This is a genomic window from Qipengyuania profundimaris (genome assembly GCF_030717945.1).
GTDB classification, from domain to species: domain Bacteria; phylum Pseudomonadota; class Alphaproteobacteria; order Sphingomonadales; family Sphingomonadaceae; genus Qipengyuania; species Qipengyuania profundimaris.
Genome location: NZ_JAVAIM010000001.1, coordinates 2,006,239 through 2,023,258, shown reverse-complemented (window position 1 = coordinate 2,023,258; position 17,020 = coordinate 2,006,239). Strand labels below are relative to the sequence as shown.

The following is a 17,020-nucleotide window of genomic DNA, read 5'->3' as shown; positions in this document are numbered from 1 at the left end:
CCCATGCTGGCAAGCGCCTGCCGGAGCCGCGCATGGGGGAGGGCTTTCGATGGTTATCCGTTTGGAAAGAAATTCGTCCTAGTGAGGCCAGTCACATGGACCTCGTGCCCAATCCGGCGCGATGTCGACTAGCAAATAGGGACTGCCAATGGCTGGCTTTTTCTCGCGGGGTGCGCGGGCAAGGAAGGAAATGGAGGAAGAGGCAGCGGAAAGCGAGCTGAAGCTCATCAGCCACGCCGATCTGCGGCGCCGCGTCCAGTTGCTGGATTCTTTCGAGAATGCCGGTCTCGGCTGGTTCTGGGCCACCGACGGGCAGGGCCGACTTATCTACCTGTCCGAGAATGCGGTCGAGAAGCTCGGTGAGGACGGAGCCTCGCTGATGGGCAAGCAATTGACCGAGGTTTTCGAACCGGAGACGGATGAAAGTCTCGATCAGCAAGTTCAGCGGCCGCTGCCGTTCCTGCTTGGAGCGCGCAACTCGATTTCGCAGCTGGTCGTCAAGGTCATCGCCGGCAACCGCGTGCAATGGTGGGAGATCGCTGGCAAGCCGCAATTCGATGCCAAGCAGGAATTCGTCGGCTATAGGGGTAGCGCAAAAGACGTCACGGCTACTTTCCAAAGCTCCAAAGATGCCGAACGACTGTCCCAGTACGATTCGCTGACCGGTCTTGCGAACCGCCACCGGATGGCGAAGCGGCTCACATCGATCCTGACCGCGTTCCGCAATTCCAAGCGCAGTTGCGCACTGCTGATGCTGGACCTCGACCGCTTCAAGCAGGTCAACGACACGCTGGGACACCCGGCGGGTGACGAACTGCTCCGCCAGGTCGCCGCTCGCATCGAGAAGGTCATCGGCAACCGGGGCGAGATCGGGCGCCTTGGCGGAGACGAGTTCCAGATCATTATCCCGGACATGGACGATCGCGGCGACCTTGGTGAACTGGGCCAGCGCCTCATCCAGATGATCTCGCAGCCCTATCAGATCAGCGGCTCACGCGCCGTAATCGGGACCTCTGTCGGTATCGCGGTGTCCCCTTATGACGGAGTTGATACCGACGAGTTGGTTAAGGCCGCCGACCTTGCACTCTATGCGGCCAAAGGCGGCGGCCGAGGTCAGTACCGTTTCTACCATATGGATTTTACCGACGGCGCGAAGCACAGGCGGCAGATCGAAGAGGATCTGCGCGACGCAATGGAAGCCGACACTCTGGAAATGTATTATCAGCCGATCGTCGAATCCAAGACGAATAAGCTGAAATGTCTCGAAGCGCTCATGCGCTGGGAGCATGAGGAGCGCGGCTTTATTTCGCCCGGCATCTTCATTCCGGTCGCGGAGGATATTGGACTTATCAAGGATTTAGGCGAATGGGCGCTGCGCCGGGCGTGCTTTCAGGCCAAGGAATGGCAGCTGGACCTGCGGGTCGCGGTCAACGTGTCGGCGATCCAGTTCGCGCGCGACGATTTCCCCGATTTAGTCAAATCGATATTGATTGAATCCACGCTAGAGCCGCATCGCCTCGAACTGGAGATCACCGAAAGCGTCTTCGTCGGCGATGCCGAGCGGACGCAAGAAAAGTTTGAAGAGCTCAAGCGCCTTGGTGTGCGCTTGGCTCTCGACGATTTCGGCACCGGCTACAGTTCGCTCAGTTATTTGCAACATGCGCCCTTCGACAAGATCAAGATCGACCAGAGCTTCGTTCGCGGTGCGACGGAGAAGGGCAACAATAATCCTGCGATCATGAGCGCAATCGTGAATCTGGCCGAGTCCCTCAAGATGGAAACGGTGGCCGAGGGCGTCGAAACGAAGGACGAGCTCACTCTCGTGACCGAACGCGGTGCGAGCCACGTGCAAGGCTTCATTTTCTCGCAGGCTATTTCGCAAGAAGAGTTGCTCGAGCGACTGGAACGCAAAGACGTGTTCTTCGAACCGCGCGGTCCGGAGAAATATCGCGCCGAACGAAAATCGGTCTATCGCAAGATCAAGCTGATTCACGACGACCACGTTTACAACGTCACTCTTCGCAATCTTTCGAAGACCGGCGCGATGATCGAAGGCTTGCTCGATGTTCCGGTAGATACGCCGGTGGTCCTCAATCTGGGCGGTGGCCAGCTGGCCGTCGCGAAGGTCAGGCGCTCCGACGGATCGATCCAAGGCGTGGAATTCGAAACCCCGTTGATCAGCGATGGCGCCGACGGGCTCTGCACTCGTCACCGCGTGTCGCCCTACCAGATCGAAGCGGCCGGCAAGCCGCTGACGAGTTTGCCGGAGGACCCGTACGAATTGCTCAAGCTGGAGATGTCGGGCGGCGGCACGAGACCGCGCAGTTTCCTCGAAGTCGACAGCTCTTTATCGCGCAAGAAATGATGTTTTGAACCAAGTAGCGGCTGGTCGGTGTTAGGCAAAAAATAACCATTGTCGGCTAGCTCGTGTTCATAACGTCATTGCCGTGAGGTAAGCAGAGTATGGGGGCGATGCCCTTCTCGGAACTCTTCAAGGGAAAGAAGCCTTCGGGCGCGCGCAGCAGCGCGTCTCCCGATGGCGTGAGTGCCGACGAAAAGGCTGCCGTCGTCGAGCAAATCGAAGACAGCGGCGCTTATGGCTTCTGGACTACCGATAGCCGCGGCAATGTGGTCTATCTCAGCCGTTGGATCGTTGAGGCTGTTGGCAAGGATTTTGCCGCGCTGGTCCACCAGCCGATGCAGCACGTCTTCGCGCCGGTCGAAGGCGAGACCGACGGACGCTCGCTCGGCCTCAAACTCGGCACGCGCAAGAGCTTTTCGGGGTTGGCGGTCAAGGCGGAGACTGACGGTAGCAAGCTGGTGTTGCGGCTCAGCGGCCGCCCCCTTTACGATGATGCCGGCGACTTCCTCGGCTTCCGCGGCACCGCCATCGATGTGACCGAGGAATTCATTGCGGAAGAAGAGGCCAATCGCCTCGCCAAATACGATTCACTTACCGGCCTCGCCAACCGTCACCGCATGGAACAGCGCATCGATTCTACGCTGCATGCCTTCAAGAGCGCTGAACGCGCCGCAGCGCTGATGATGCTCGATCTCGACAAGTTCAAGCAGGTCAACGACACGCTTGGCCACGCGGCTGGCGACCAGCTGTTGCAACAGGTGGCCGATCGTCTACGCGGTGCGGTGGCCGGGCGCGGCGAAATTGGCCGACTTGGCGGCGACGAATTCCAGGTACTCATTCCCGATCTCGACGATCGCGGCGAGCTGGGCGAGATCGCCAAGCGCATCATCCAGATTCTTTCTCAGCCCTATTCGGTCGAAGAAGGCCGCTGTACCATCGGCTGCTCGGTCGGCATCGCGGTCGCTCCCTATGACGGGGTGGAACGGGAAGAGCTGACGCGTGCAGCCGACCTAGCGCTTTATGCCTCGAAAAATGGCGGTCGCGGCCAGTTCCGATTCTATGCCGGCGATCTGGAGCACGAAGCGACGCTGCGTAAGCGGATGGAAGAGGACCTGGCTGAGGCCATCGAAGCCGGCCATTTCACGCTGGAATACCAGCCCGTCGTGTCGCTGGCTGACAACCGCGTCACGGCGCTCGAAGCGCAATACTGCTGGTCCGATGAGGAACGGGGACGTGTGGAACCGGAGACTTTCCTGCCGGTGGCCGAAGGCAGCCGGCTGATCGTACCGATCGGGGAATGGGGCCTGCGAAAGGCGTGCGAAGATGCCGTGAATTGGCCGGATTCGCTGATCGTTTCTCTGCAAATCTCGCCGGTGCAATTCGAGACCAACGGCTTTGTCGACACCGTCGAGCAGGCGCTGGAGGCGACCGATCTCGATCCTGCACGGCTCGAATTGCGACTGCCGGAATCGGTTCTCTTGGGCGATGGTTCGAAGGTCGATGCAGCGCTCGCGCGGCTATTCAAGCTCGGCGTGCGCCTCACGCTCGACCAGTTCGGGAGCGGCCTGTCTTCGCTCAGCTATCTGCGCCGGGCGCCGCTGAACGCGCTCAGGATCGGCGAGGAATTCTTCGAACCCGTCATGGGCAACGACCTCGGCGATATCGAACTCGTCCGCGCCGTCGTCGCGCTCGCAGGTGCCATGGGGATGGAAACCGTTGCTTCCGGCGTCCATGCGATGAAGCTGATGGAAGAATTGAAGCAGCTCGGCGTGTATCATGCCTGCGGCTTCGTCTACTCGGGCGCGCTGACGGCAGAGCAGGTGCTCGAAGACATTGCCGACGGCGACTGGACGATCGCGCCCAGCGATGCAGGTACCCAACGTGCGACGCGCCGTACGGTTTTCCGCAAGATCGGCCTCATTCACGAGGATCACTATTACGATGTGACGCTGCGCAACCTCTCGCGCACCGGGGCGATGATCCAGGGCCTGGAGGATGTGCCTGCCGGGACCATGTTCGTGCTGGACTTCGGACAGGGCCAGCTTGCGGTATGTACCGTGCGCCGCTCAATGGACGATACCCAAGGCGTGGAATTCGAACAGGAACTCGTCGACGACGGGGCAGGGGGGTTGTGCACCCGCCATCGGGTAAGTCCTTACGAGCTGGCAACTGCCGGTGCGCCGCTCCAGGCACTGCCGCCGGGTAAATACGCTCCGGCTAGCGGCATGGGGGCCAGCGGGTCCTTCGCTCAGTTCAAGCTCTCGGCGAATGCGCCGAAGCAACAGGCGGCGTGATTCTACTACGTTTCCCGCCATTCGATCGACGAAGTGCCTTAACTAAGGAGACCTGGACCGTACCGATCCTCGTCACGAACCTTGGCTTAGGCAAAAAGCGCTCCCCCTACGCGCATTGCTGCTGACACGGGTGTGGTTCGTCGCTAATTGCGCGGGCGATGACTGACCTTTCGAAGATCCGCAACTTCTCGATCATAGCCCATATCGACCATGGCAAATCGACGCTGGCCGACCGGCTTATCCAGCATTGCGGCGGGCTGACCGATCGCGAGATGTCCGAGCAAGTGCTTGATAACATGGACATCGAGAAGGAGCGCGGCATCACGATCAAGGCGCAGACCGTGCGCCTCGACTACACCGCCAAGGACGGCGAGACCTATGAGCTCAACCTCATGGACACGCCCGGCCATGTCGACTTCGCATACGAGGTCTCCCGCTCCCTCGCCGCCTGCGAAGGCGCGCTGCTGGTGGTCGATGCCGCGCAGGGTGTCGAAGCCCAGACCCTCGCCAATGTCTACCAGTCGATCGAGCACGACCACGAAATCGTCCCCGTCATCAACAAGATCGACCTCCCCGCCGCCGAGCCCGACAAGGTCCGCGCGGAAATAGAAGACATCATCGGCCTTGACGCATCCGACGCCGTCCTCACCTCCGCCAAATCCGGCATCGGGATCGAGGACACGCTCGAGGCGCTCGTCGCCCGCATCCCGCCCCCCACCGGCGACCGCGACGCGCCGCTCAAGGCCATGCTCGTCGACTCATGGTACGACCCCTACCTCGGCGTCGTCATCCTCGTGCGGGTGATGGACGGGGTCATCAAGAAAGGCCTCAACGTCAAATTCATGCAGGGCGGCACCCAGCACCTGATCGACCGCGTCGGCTGCTTCACCCCCAAGCGCACCGACCTGCCCGAACTCGGCCCGGGCGAGATCGGCTTCATCACCGCGCAGATCAAGGAAGTCGAACAGGCCAAGGTCGGCGACACGATCACCACGCTGAAGGGCGGGGCGGAAAAAGCGCTGCCGGGCTACAAGGAAGTCCAGCCCGTGGTCTTCTGCGGCCTCTTCCCGGTCGACGCGGCGGATTTCGAGAAGCTGCGCGAAAGCATCGGCAAGCTGCGCCTCAACGATGCCAGCTTCAGCTACGAGATGGAAAGCTCCGCCGCACTGGGCTTCGGCTTTCGCGCCGGCTTCCTCGGCCTGCTGCACCTGGAGATCATCCAGGAACGCCTCAGCCGCGAATACGACCTCGACCTCATCACCACGGCCCCCTCCGTGGTCTACCGCGTCCACCTCGGCCATACGAAGAACGAGGACGCGCAGACGATCGACATCCACAACCCCGCCGACTGGCCGGACGTCAACCGCATCGAGGCGGTTGAGGAACCGTGGATCAAGGCGGTGATCTACACGCCCGACGAATATCTCGGCGCGATCCTGAAGCTGTGCCAGGACCGCCGCGGCATCCAGACCGACCTCACATACGTCGGCGGCCGCGCGCAGGTGAGCTACGAGCTGCCGCTGAACGAGGTGGTGTTCGATTTCTACGACCGGCTGAAATCGATCAGCCGCGGCTATGCCAGCTTCGACTACGAGCAGATCGGCCTTCGCGAAGGCGACCTGGTCAAGATGAACATCCTGGTGAACAACGAGCCGGTCGACGCGCTATCGCTGATCGTCCACCGCAGCGTTGCGGAAGAGCGCGGCCGCGGTATGTGCGAGCGCCTGAAGGACCTCATCCCGCGCCACCTGTTCAAGATCCCGATCCAGGCCGCGATCGGCGGCAAGATCATCGCCCGCGAAACCATCGCCGCCCTGCGCAAGGACGTGACCGCCAAATGCTACGGCGGCGACATCACGCGCAAGAAGAAGCTGCTGGAGAAGCAGAAGAAGGGCAAGGCAAGGATGCGCGAGTATGGCAATGTGAGCATTCCGCAGGAGGCGTTTATCGCTGCGCTGCGGATGGGGGAGGAGTGATCAGACAAACTCCACATTGTGAAATGCGGGCACGAACCGATGCAGAGCTTTGTAGCTCGCCACATTTTTAATAGCTTGTTGGCGGTCTTCGCCAGGCAAAAAGCCTACGTCATCAATTATATTTTCCGGTGTTTTGGAGATATTTTGATCAAGAAGAAATTTCTCTTTCGCGGAAAGTTCGGGGACATTTATTGATAGAATGTCCGTCCAATCATTTGGTTTAAAATCCCATTCCCCGAGCAAGTTGTCTCCAAAGTTTCCGTCGCTAATAACTAGTGTCGCAGTAAACATTCGTTGGCCATCTTGATATTCCGTCAAGAGAACTGGTGTCGCCTGACCTTCCCACCCTTCGTCTCTCGCCTTGTTTTCTGCGAGCCGTACAGCGTTCGATAGCAGTGCTGGAAAAGTATTGCCTGTCAGCACTTCGAAGGTCTCGTCATAGAATTCACCGAGGTTTTCGCGAGCTTGGCTTGCTCTAAAAGATCCGATCGACTCAAACCCTGCATCGCGAAATTCTGATGGCCCCAAGTTTGCTGTGTGAGCATTCAATGTAATTCGTATCAGGTCATTGGAGCGCGACACTTTGAGTAACTCAGTCAATTCCTGAAGCTGGGAAAACCGCTCGGTCGACATATAGTCCAACCAGATTATCGAGTTTGTTGCATCTTGAAATCGCTCGTAAAGAATCTCGAGATGTTCAGGTAATTCATTGCTCCAGAGCGTCTCGCAAATCGCACTGTCGACAGGTCTGTTGATCAGTTGGCGAGCTATAAGCTCATCATTTCCGTCAAATGAAAATAGTCTGCTATTTCCGGTGTGGCGATAGAAATGGTTGTGATCCACCATGTGGCTAGCGCCCATGCTAGCGTAAAAAAATCGAGCATCGCAAAAATGGCTTGTCCACCTCTTTGCTAAGTCCATAAAAATTCGCCGATCAACAAACTTGTTCGGCCGAATTTGATACCAGACAGAGCGTTTATCGGCCATTCTTTTGCGCCTCGAGAAGCTTGAGGTCGAAGCATTCAGCGCCAACCTCGGCTGGTTTCGTTTTTTCGTCGTCGAATAGGTAACTTGCTACCTTCTTGATTTCAGAGCTTTCCCTGACAAACGAAATCCGGCGACGAGGGTCTTTCGATTTGGGCTCTGGCAACGCCGGCCGAAATCTGACCGCGTCGGTTTTCGCTACCTTCCGACCATGCTTGTGAGCAAACGCTATCCCTTTGCGGGCTTCGGTAGCTTTGGCACCGTCGAAGAAGTCTGTCGTCTTATGCTCCATCCCTTTCCATTTGTTGGTGAAATTCGTAAATGCCTTTATCCCCTCCACGCACGCTTGACGCGCTATGAGGTAGACATCGGACCCAACATCCAAATCATTCTTGGTAGTCGCTATCGGCAGTTTCGATGCATCGTTGCTTGAAATATCGATCAAGCCGGCAATTGCTCGAAACTGCGGGTGAAACCGCGGTACACCCCCGTCGCCCCAGCCTGTCTTGAGCGTGCGATCAGAAAGCAGTATAACTCGATCATTACAAACGACATTTATACCTGCCTTCTCTACGCCCTCATGTGGATTGGTTTCGCCATCTACTTCGTCCTCCGTGGCTAATGGTCGAAAAAGCCCAACGACTACCCGAATACGGACGCCATCAAGCTCGTGGCTGTAATCAAATGCCGTGATACCCTCGGGAGCAGCCCTTTTATCGACAAAAAGCGAGAGGACGGTGCCCGGAACCGGAGATCCGTTAACGCTTATGTTCAAGCCGCGTTGAATGATGTAACCAAAGTGGTGAGAAATCTTCGAACGGATCGAATTGATGAATCTTTCACTCGAGAATGATTTCGAAACTTCAGATTTCAATTCATCAATTCGGATTTCAACGCCTTTACGTCCTTTGATGGACTTTTTTGTGGTCAGCGGAATTTCCCAATTGTTATTCTCAGGGCGGAGCCACTGAGCGGAATACTCGACTTTGTTGTATTCTGACGAATGATTGGAAACAACGGAGGCGGAGTGAGCCATTTTGAAGATGGCTCGTTTCATGCCAATTCCGTACATCCCAATCGTTGGTAGATCGCCATCTTTATCAATGGATGGGCGGCCAAGAGAAAAGGCATCTGAGACATAATCGGGTGGGATGCCGCCACAATTGTCACTAATCAAAAAAGTTTTTTCGCTTAGCGTTAGGTTTACCTCATGACCCTTGTACAGCAACCACTCGTCTTTGTTTTTCTTTAAGCGCATTACGCCGTCGACGCTGTTATCGACTAAATCTAATATCGCGTCTTCGAGACTGATATCTCTCGTAAGCATCGACACAAAAAACCGCTTTTGCGGACCACCGTAAATTTCCTTGGTTTCGTCGGTCATTGTTTTCTTTCAAACAGGCTTTCCAAGCGGCGGGAAAGTTCGGCTGGGTCCTTGGTTTCACATTCCCAGATCACTTGCGCATCCCACCCCAGTGCACGAAGATTTTCAATATTTCGTTGATCGCGCTCCACATTTTTCTCGAATTTGCTCTGCCAGAACTGTGAACGAGTCTTTGGCGACGAAGCCTTCGGGCAGTTTGGGTGGCGATGCCAGAAGCATCCGTGGACGAACAAAGCTAATCGATATTTTGGAAAGACGAGATCGGGCCTTCCCGGCAAGTCTTTTCGATGGAGTCGAAAGCGTAATCCCATCGCGTGTGCCAACTGACGCACTCGTATTTCGGGAGTAGTGTTCTTTCCTTTCACCCGAGACATGAGCCATGAACGCCTCTCGGGTGAAATGTGGTCGACCACGATTACTCGGCAGCTTCTGCAAACTGCGACGCTGTCAGTCGGTCATGAACCGCCGATAGCACGGCTTCCGCAATGATCGGAGACACCGAATTGCCGATCTGTCGAAAACTATGCCAGATTGTCGGGTGGAACCGATGTTCATCGGGAAATCCTTGGAGGCGTGCACCCTCGCGAACGGTAATCACGCGATCCTCGGTCGGGTGTATCGGCCTTATCGCCTGATGTGATCCTTTGTCCGCGCCCGTCCCGGCCCGAAGGGTAGGACACTGTCCACCCCATTTCAGCCTCGGGTATTTCCCTACAGGATCGAATTCGCCCTGCTTCACTTTCGCGAAACGTTTCAACACATGTTCCATATGTGCCGTCCGCTTGTTTCCGGTGAGGGTGCGATCGGGTGAGTGAAGCTTCATTGCATAGTCCGAACTGGCAGCGTTCTTTCTCAGCCGCCAAACATCGGTACCGTCGTCCTCAACGTCGACTTTGCAAATCGAACCTAGGTCGGAAATCGCATCTTCGACCGTGGCCGGGTCCTTCTTGAGATGAGCAAGGTCGGCGAAGTCGAATTGCCGTGGAGGATGATTGGGGTTCTCGCAGAGCAAGCCGACTACAAATGCGCGACGCCGCTTGGTCGCTGCGCCATAATCTGCCGCGTCCAAGACGGTGGGTTCCGAAATTACATAGCTCGGTACCAAGTCGAGCGCCTCATTCAGTTCGTCTCGTGCTGCCCCCATGAGTAGGCCCTCGACATTTTCTACGACGAAAGCGAGTGGGCGTGCCTCTTCAACGATCTCGAAAAACTTCTTCAGCAGGCTCCGGCGTGGATCGTTCTTGTCACGTTTGCCGATCATGCTGAAGCCTTGGCATGGCGGGCCGCCGAATATCAGGTCGACCGAACCCCCTGCATCTTCGACCAGCTTTTCGCCGGTCAGGTCGGAGATATCTGCCGGAACCAGCTTGGTCTTCGGGAAATTCCGTGTGTAGGAATAGGTTAGGTTCGGCTCGTTGTCGTAAGCAACTACCACATCGAAGCCGGCTTCGTGCGCTCCGCGCGAAAAGCCGCCGGTCCCACAGAAAAGTTCGGCGGCGCGAAGACGTCCCATGGAGGGAATATGTTGCCGAAAGAAAGACCTAGGGCAAGTGGTACTTAGCACTTATGCTAATTTTCGTAGGTCGCTAATCCCATCCCTCATCCTTCAACGTCCGCACCCTCGGTCCGGCGTCTTCGCTCTCCTTCACCTCGCGCTTGCGCCAGTCGGGTGGGGGTAGGGCGGTCGGCTCGTCCTCGGCCTCCGCATGGTTCTGGGCGTTGGGGTCGATGTAGAGTTCGTGGTCCGGATCGCGGGTGCAGTCGTAGCCGGCGGCGCGGTCGGCTTCGATGGCGGCCTCGACCTCGGCGCGCAGGGCTTTCACGCGAGGGCTCTCGCGGCGATCGCGGTCGATGATCTTCTGGCGGTATTCCTCGACCTTTCGGTCGAGGGTGGCGCGGATTTGGGCGGGGGAGACTTGCTTGCGTTCGGCCTCCCACTCGGCGCGCCATTCCTTCTTCTTGCGCTCCAGCTCCATCTTGCCGATCGCGTCCGGGCCTTTTGCGCGGCCTTCGGTGAAGCGCTCGGGCGCGCGGTTGCGGAGCATGAACATCAGCAGGCGGTCGTTATAGACGGTCCGGCTGCCGAGGAGCTTGCCGTAGGAGTATACCGGCTGCTCCACGCCGTTGAGCGCGCGGTCCATCGCGACATCCTCGATCCGCTGCACGCCGAGATCGAGCGCGGCAGCCCAGGCCTTGCGGAAGCTCTCCGCGCCTTTCTGGCGGCGCAGGTGATAGGCGCCGACGGTGCTCATGTTGACCGCGCGGCAGGCGGCCTCGACGCTGCCCGTATCGGCGAGCGCCTCGATGAAGCGGCGCTGGCGGTCGTCGGTCCAGCCGTCGTGGCGGTTGGTCTGGCGGGGGACGGGGGTGAAGGCGGGAAGCTCGCCTGCCGGAACGGGGAGGCGGGTCTCGCGGGGGTCTGCTTTGCGGGTCATCCGCGAGCGTGAAGCAGATTTCGGGCGAGTAGGAAAATGGGGGGAGAGGGGGGAGGAGGAGAGGAGGAGTTTTTGTGTTTCGCACCCGCATCCGCGGGCGCGTCCTCGCTATGCGTGCAGCAAGCTGCACCCGCTGCGGGCGGGCGGTCGCCCTTGCCGGGCCTCCGCCGGCCCGGATCCAGCGCCTACATCTCGCCTCCTAGAGAACCGAGGCGAAGCCGAGGCAAGGGCGACCGCCCGCCCGAGCTTATGCGAGGGAAGCGTAGCTGGCCAAAGGCCAACCCAAGCCGCACGGATGTGCGGCGCCCGGCGTTTGAGGGCTTAAAGAAAACTACGCCGCGATATCGGAGAGAAATTCGGCCACCGCGACCTCGAGCTGGCCGAGCTCGCCGGTGATCATCGCGAACATATCCTCGACCCGCACGGCCTTCTCGTCGATCTCCTGCGCGGAGGCGCTGACGGCGGCGATGGTCTCGGCCATGGTGCGCGCGGTCATCGCGGTCTCGTCGATCATGCTGGCGATGGTGGTCACCTGGCCCGACTGCGCCTCCATGGTGCGCTCGAAGCTGGAGGTGGTCTGGGAGACCTGGCCGATGCTCTGCGCGATGGCGAGGTTGGCCTGGACCGTGCGCCCGCCGGAGGACTGGATGCCCTCGACCTGGCGGACGATCTCGTCGGTGGCGGTCTCGGTCTGCTTGGCGAGCGACTTCACCTCTTCCGCGACGACCGCGAAGCCGCGGCCCGCCTCGCCGGCGTGCGCCGCCTCGATGGTGGCGTTGAGGGCGAGCATGCGGGTGAGGTCGGCGACCTGGCGGATCATGCCGACGACGCTCTCGATCTCGGTGGTGTGCTGGCTGAGAGCGTTGATGACTTCGCCGGCCGCATCCGCCTCGCGCGCGGCATCGGTGCTGACGCGGCTGATCTCGCCGACCGAGCGGCGGGTCGTGTCGATGCTCTCGACCAGCGTGGCCGATTCCTGCGCGGCATTGCCCATCACATTGGCGGACTGTTCGGCTGCAGCGGCTATCTCCGCCGCATTGGTGGCCATGGATGCGGTGGAGCGGCGGGCGCGCTGGGCCAGCTTGCTCACCGCGCTGCCCCGCTTGTTGGCGTGCCCGACGAGCTCGGCGATTGTGGTGCGGAAGCGTTCGGCGATTTCCTTGCGGCGGTCGGCCTCTTTGTAGCGCGCAATGCGATTGACGCGAGCAACAGCGAGTTCGCACGCCATATGGTTGATCGCGCCGAGGACGGTCAATCGTGCGGCCCGCTCGTCCGCATCGGCGGCGTTCTCGACCGCGAGCGCCTTCACCCGGTTGAAGGAGAGGTGCATCAGGGCGATGACGCGATAGGGATCGGTCTTGTTCTCGGTGATCCAATTGCCCACGCCGGCGGCGACCTTCATCCAGGTATCGTCGATCGTGCGGCCGAAATGCATGATCATGCACTTGCGCATCGCTTCCAGCGTGGCGGCAACATCGAAATCGGGCGGCAGATCGCCATCGCGGACCTGAGTCGTCAGGCGCTCCTCCATCGGTGCCATGATCCAGTCGAGATGCGGCTCAGCCTCGGCCCAGATGCGCGCGATGAGCTGCTGTTCTGCCGGCCCGATATTGAAATACTTCAGCCGCTGGCCGACGTCGATCTTGCCGCTGTCCGATTGGATTTGCTGCATGATACTGAAAATCCCCCAAAACCAGATCGGTCAACGATCTAGCCCGGAGGATTTACAGTATAGTTAACGACTGATGATGGCCGGATCAGGCAGGCCGCGTCTGCCCGTCGCCATGGACGAGGTATTTGAAGCTGCACAGTTGCTCCAGACCGACCGGGCCACGCGCATGCATCTTGCCGGTCGCGATGCCGATCTCCGCGCCCATGCCGAATTCGCCGCCATCGGCGAACTGGGTGGAGGCGTTGCGCATGACGATGGCGCTGTCGATGCTGTCCATGAAGCGCTTCGCAGCGGCATCGTCCTCGGTCATGATCGCATCGGTATGGTGCGAACTGTAGGTCGAGACCCATTCGATCGCATCGTCGATGCCGTCGACCACCTTCACCGAGGCGATGGGATCGAGATATTCGGTGCCCCAGTCTTCATCGGTGGCAGGCGTGATGCGTCCGTCGATCGACACCGCGGTCTCGTCGCCGCGTAGTTCGCAATCATTGCCCATGATCTCGGCGAGGCGCGGGATGAAATCCTGCGCCACGGCCTTGTCGACCACCACGCTCTCGGTGGCCCCGCACACGCCGGTGCGGCGCAGCTTGGCATTGCGGATGACCTCTGCCGCCTTGTCGAGATCGGCGGCTTCGTGGACGTAGCTGTGGCAATTGCCGTCGAGGTGGAGAAGAGTGGGGACCTTCGCCTTGTCCCGCACCAGTTCCACGAGCCCGCGCCCACCGCGCGGGATGACAAGATCGACATGCTCGACCGCTTCGAGCAGCGCTGCGACGGCGGCACGATCGGTGGTCTGGATCGTCTGAACCGCATCGCCCGGCAGGTCTGCAGCCTTGAGGCCGGCCTGCATGCACTCGACGATCACGCGGGTTGAATGACGGCTTTCCGATCCACCGCGCAGGATAACAGCATTGCCGCTCTTGAGGCACAGGGCGCTTGCATCGGCGCCGACGTTCGGGCGGCTTTCGTAGATCATGCCGATGACGCCGATGGGGACGGCGACACGTTGGATTTCGAGACCGTTCGGGCGATCGAAGGTTGCCAGCACGCGGCCCACGGGATCGTCGAGATCGGCGATCTCTTCGAGCGCGGAGGCCATGCCTTCGACGCGGTCTTCCGTCAGACGCAGGCGATCGATGAAGCTCTCGGGCTTGCTGCCAGCCACGCTGTCGACATCCTTGCTATTGGCTTCGAGAAGTTCCGCCATGCGCGAACGCAGCGCCTTGGCTGCCTCACGCAGGGCGAGGTTCTTCTGGTCGGTCCCCGCGATCGCCAGCTTGCGCGAAGCGTCGCGCGCGCGGCTGCCGAGTTCGTGGACGTGGATCTGGGGGTCGAGTTTCTGGTCGGTCATATATCTTGCTTTCTTGTCAGAGGGCAGGAGGCGCGGATTAGCGCAGCTCGACCGCCCGGTTGTAGGCCGCTTTAAGTGTTTCACGCATTTTGCGCGAAATGGTTCCGTCGCCATTCAGCGCGTCCAGCCCGGCGGCAGTCGTCCCGCCCTTGCTGGTGACGGAGTTGCGCAGGTCTTCGAGGCCGGCGGCACCGGGCTCCAGCGCCATGGCGGTGGCGCCTTCGATCGTGCCGAGAACCAGCGCGCGCGCTTCGTCTTCATCGAAGCCCATCTCCATAGCCGCGGCGACATAGGCGCGGGCGATTTCGAACACGTAGCCGGGGCCGGAGCCGGCGACGGCGGTAACCCGATCGATCTTGTCCTCGCTGTCGACGACGACGGCAGTTCCGGTGCGGCCCATCATCGCTTCGGCATGGGCGAGGGCGGGGCCCTGGCCCTTGTCGTCCGCACACAAGCCGCTGACGCCCTTGCCGACCGCTGCGGGCAGGTTAGGCATTACACGCACTGCGGGGGCGCCGCCCATCAGGCGCGACAGGCGCGACAGTGAGCAACCGGCTGCAATAGAGAGCACATAGCCATTCTCGGACAGCATCGAGGCATAGTCGGGCAGGATATCGTCGATCATCTGCGGCTTTATCGCGACGATGACGACATCGAACGTCTCGCTCGCAATTTCGCTGCGATCCCGGACGAGCCGGGCGCCGTCTGGAGCGCTGTCCAGCGCTGGATCGACAACCGTGAACTGCTCGTTCCCTTGCATCCAGTGCGAAAGCAGGGCACCTCCCATCTTGCCGCATCCGACCATGACGATGTTGGAATAAGTAATGACTAGCCTCTTTCGTGTTTAATTCTTGTTTTTTCTTAACAGTGAAAACCGATCTGCGAAGAACGTGACCGGTCTTTTAGTAAGAGAGATTTGCGAAATCGAATTCGCCAAAAAAATCTGCGATCTGTGGTTGTGCACTGCACCATAGATACCTACCATCTGGGTCGAAAATTTCAAGCCGTATGGATTGTCTATTGTGACTAAGAAACGCAAGATTGTTATAAAGATCGGTTCCGCGCTGCTCGCCAACCAGGACATGCTGACCCCGCGCTTCGGCTTCCTCCAGCGCCTCATGGAGGACATGGCGCGGCTTCGTAACCAGGGGCATGAAGTCATCCTGTGTTCGTCGGGATCCGTCGCGCTGGGCTTGCGTATCGTGGGGGAAACGCCCGAGTCCGCCGGAGTTTCCGACAAGCAGGCCGCCGCTGCCTGCGGTATGCCGCTGCTCCTCAATGCCTACAAGCAGGTCGGCTATGAGTTCGGCCTCGAGATTGCGCAGGTTCTGCTGACGCTTGGCGATTTCGAGGACCACCGCCGGTTCCTCAACACGCGCAACACCGTGCATCGCCTGCTCGAGGCGCAGGTGATCCCGATCATCAACGAGAACGATTCCATCACGACCGAGGAAATCCGCGTCGGCGACAACGACCGGCTGGCTGCCAAGGTCGCGCAGATGGTCGGGGCCGAGGATCTGATCATTCTGACGGGCGTCGACGGCCTTTACGATCGCAACCCGGACGATCCGGAAGCGCAATTCGTGCCCGAGGTCACCGATGTCTCCGAATATATGGAAGCTACCAAGGGCAAGAGCACGCTTGGTACGGGCGGCATGGCCACCAAGCTGCAGGCTGCCAACATGGCGCAGGAGGCCGGCTGCACGACATGGATCGCACAGGGTGAAGTCGATCGGCCGCTGACCAGCGTGCTTTCGCAAGAGCGTCGCTCCACCAAGATCCTGCCCTATCCCAATCCGATCTCCGGCTGGGACAGCTGGATTGCCAACCGCCTGCAAATGGCGGGCAGTCTGGTGGTGAACGACGCGGTGTTCGAGACCATGGAAGATCGCCAGCGCGCCATCCGGCGTGAGGACATCATTTCGATGGATGGCGATTTCACGCGCGGCGATGTCCTGCATATTTACGACAAGCAGGGGATCGAGCGGGCCCGTGGCCTCAGCGATTTCACTTCGGAAGAGGTTCGCGTGCTGACCAACAATCCGGATGCAGATGCCGACCAGTTGCTGGGCTATCACACCAAGGGCGAAATCATCCGCGGCGCGAACCTCGTGCCGCTGGAAACGCGCCATCTACTGTGGGACGCACCAGCCGCCATCACCGAGTAGGACGAAAAAATTTTCGCCGCTCCTTGGAACCGAGGGCGAGCGATCCGAATTGTGTATTTGCGGACCGGGCCCCTCTGGCGGGCGGTCGTTTGACCTCCCGTGATGTCGGACCGCATCGGATATGCCGATGCGTGCTGGCGGGCTTCCCTTCCCCCCTCCCAGCTAGCCAGGCGCATCGGCTATCCGATCGATAAACATATCGACCGAGGAGATAGCGATGACCGCCCGCATGTTCCGCCTGATGCTGATGCACCAGCGCATCGACGAACGCCTGCGCTTGGAATTGCGCAAGCGTGCGCCCGACCTGGGCGAATTTACAAGGCTGCAATTGCTGCGTTCGCGCGCCAAGAGACTGTTGGGTCGTCTGGCGCTTCGCGCTGCTCCGGCCTGA

The 17,020-nt window shown here is 59.7% G+C and carries 13 protein-coding genes; 5 read left to right on the top strand and 8 right to left on the bottom strand.

The genetic code is table 11. The features are described from left to right. Positions 1–148 precede the first annotated feature (148 nt). The 3 genes from Q9K02_RS09945 to lepA all read left to right on the top strand — a co-directional run bounded on the left by Q9K02_RS09945 (position 149) and on the right by lepA (position 6,632). A complete protein-coding gene (locus Q9K02_RS09945) occupies positions 149–2,365 on the top strand; it encodes a putative bifunctional diguanylate cyclase/phosphodiesterase (RefSeq protein ID WP_305932759.1) in 2,217 nt (738 codons plus the stop codon). A gap of 107 nt (positions 2,366–2,472) precedes the next feature. Next, complete coding sequence (locus Q9K02_RS09940) at positions 2,473–4,656, top strand: sensor domain-containing protein (RefSeq protein ID WP_305932758.1); 2,184 nt, start codon at positions 2,473–2,475, stop codon at positions 4,654–4,656. A 158-nt stretch (positions 4,657–4,814) separates the two neighbouring features. After that, on the top strand, positions 4,815–6,632 hold the full coding sequence (gene lepA, locus Q9K02_RS09935; RefSeq protein WP_305932757.1) for a translation elongation factor 4: 1,818 nt from the start codon (positions 4,815–4,817) through the stop codon (positions 6,630–6,632). On the opposite strand, the gene Q9K02_RS09930 is transcribed toward lepA, so the two are convergent. From Q9K02_RS09930 to Q9K02_RS09895, 8 genes are all read right to left on the bottom strand, one after another. Beyond that, positions 6,633–7,619: an O-methyltransferase gene (locus Q9K02_RS09930; RefSeq protein WP_305932756.1), complete on the bottom strand. Its 987-nt coding sequence runs from the start codon at positions 7,617–7,619 to the stop codon at positions 6,633–6,635. After that, positions 7,609–9,000: an ATP-binding protein gene (locus Q9K02_RS09925; RefSeq protein WP_305932755.1), complete on the bottom strand. Its 1,392-nt coding sequence runs from the start codon at positions 8,998–9,000 to the stop codon at positions 7,609–7,611. Before Q9K02_RS09925 ends, Q9K02_RS09930 begins: the two co-directional genes overlap by 11 nt. Then, the gene (locus tag Q9K02_RS09920) at positions 8,997–9,413 is read right to left on the bottom strand and encodes a very short patch repair endonuclease (protein ID WP_305932754.1); all 417 of its coding nucleotides are present in this window, start codon (positions 9,411–9,413) and stop codon (positions 8,997–8,999) included. Before Q9K02_RS09920 ends, Q9K02_RS09925 begins: the two co-directional genes overlap by 4 nt. Positions 9,414–9,415: 2 nt before the next feature. Further along, positions 9,416–10,513, bottom strand: a complete 1,098-nt coding sequence (locus Q9K02_RS09915; protein ID WP_305932753.1) for a DNA cytosine methyltransferase — start codon at positions 10,511–10,513, stop codon at positions 9,416–9,418. A 73-nt stretch (positions 10,514–10,586) separates the two neighbouring features. Continuing rightward, complete coding sequence (locus Q9K02_RS09910) at positions 10,587–11,435, bottom strand: hypothetical protein (protein ID WP_305932752.1); 849 nt, start codon at positions 11,433–11,435, stop codon at positions 10,587–10,589. A gap of 331 nt (positions 11,436–11,766) precedes the next feature. Next, positions 11,767–13,107, bottom strand: a complete 1,341-nt coding sequence (locus Q9K02_RS09905) for a methyl-accepting chemotaxis protein (protein WP_305932751.1) — start codon at positions 13,105–13,107, stop codon at positions 11,767–11,769. Positions 13,108–13,192: 85 nt separating this feature from the next. Then, a complete protein-coding gene (locus tag Q9K02_RS09900) occupies positions 13,193–14,461 on the bottom strand; it encodes a glutamate-5-semialdehyde dehydrogenase (RefSeq protein WP_305932750.1) in 1,269 nt (422 codons plus the stop codon). A 37-nt stretch (positions 14,462–14,498) separates the two neighbouring features. Beyond that, positions 14,499–15,266 (bottom strand): pyrroline-5-carboxylate reductase family protein, encoded by a 768-nt coding sequence (locus Q9K02_RS09895; RefSeq protein ID WP_305932749.1) that lies wholly within the window; start codon positions 15,264–15,266, stop codon positions 14,499–14,501. A gap of 217 nt (positions 15,267–15,483) precedes the next feature. Between Q9K02_RS09895 and proB the strand changes: the two genes are divergently transcribed. Together proB and Q9K02_RS09885 are read left to right on the top strand one after the other, a co-directional pair. Then, a complete protein-coding gene (gene proB / locus Q9K02_RS09890; RefSeq protein ID WP_305932748.1) occupies positions 15,484–16,629 on the top strand; it encodes a glutamate 5-kinase in 1,146 nt (381 codons plus the stop codon). A 217-nt stretch (positions 16,630–16,846) separates the two neighbouring features. Then, the gene (locus Q9K02_RS09885; RefSeq protein WP_305932747.1) at positions 16,847–17,020 is read left to right on the top strand and encodes a hypothetical protein; all 174 of its coding nucleotides are present in this window, start codon (positions 16,847–16,849) and stop codon (positions 17,018–17,020) included.

What these genes read in the sequence shown, in the direction of transcription:
- lepA (WP_305932757.1), top strand. Translation starts at nt 4,815, where the DNA reads ATGACTGACCTTTCGAAGATCCGCAACTTCTCGATCATAGCCCATATC.
- Q9K02_RS09905 (WP_305932751.1), bottom strand. Translation starts at nt 13,107, where the DNA reads ATGCAGCAAATCCAATCGGACAGCGGCAAGATCGACGTCGGCCAGCGG.
- Q9K02_RS09900 (WP_305932750.1), bottom strand. Translation starts at nt 14,461, where the DNA reads ATGACCGACCAGAAACTCGACCCCCAGATCCACGTCCACGAACTCGGC.
- Q9K02_RS09910 (WP_305932752.1), bottom strand. Translation starts at nt 11,435, where the DNA reads ATGACCCGCAAAGCAGACCCCCGCGAGACCCGCCTCCCCGTTCCGGCA.
- Q9K02_RS09915 (WP_305932753.1), bottom strand. Translation starts at nt 10,513, where the DNA reads ATGGGACGTCTTCGCGCCGCCGAACTTTTCTGTGGGACCGGCGGCTTT.
- Q9K02_RS09885 (WP_305932747.1), top strand. Translation starts at nt 16,847, where the DNA reads ATGACCGCCCGCATGTTCCGCCTGATGCTGATGCACCAGCGCATCGAC.
- Q9K02_RS09945 (WP_305932759.1), top strand. Translation starts at nt 149, where the DNA reads ATGGCTGGCTTTTTCTCGCGGGGTGCGCGGGCAAGGAAGGAAATGGAG.
- Q9K02_RS09895 (WP_305932749.1), bottom strand. Translation starts at nt 15,266, where the DNA reads ATGGTCGGATGCGGCAAGATGGGAGGTGCCCTGCTTTCGCACTGGATG.
- Q9K02_RS09925 (WP_305932755.1), bottom strand. Translation starts at nt 9,000, where the DNA reads ATGACCGACGAAACCAAGGAAATTTACGGTGGTCCGCAAAAGCGGTTT.
- Q9K02_RS09940 (WP_305932758.1), top strand. Translation starts at nt 2,473, where the DNA reads ATGCCCTTCTCGGAACTCTTCAAGGGAAAGAAGCCTTCGGGCGCGCGC.
- Q9K02_RS09930 (WP_305932756.1), bottom strand. Translation starts at nt 7,619, where the DNA reads ATGGCCGATAAACGCTCTGTCTGGTATCAAATTCGGCCGAACAAGTTT.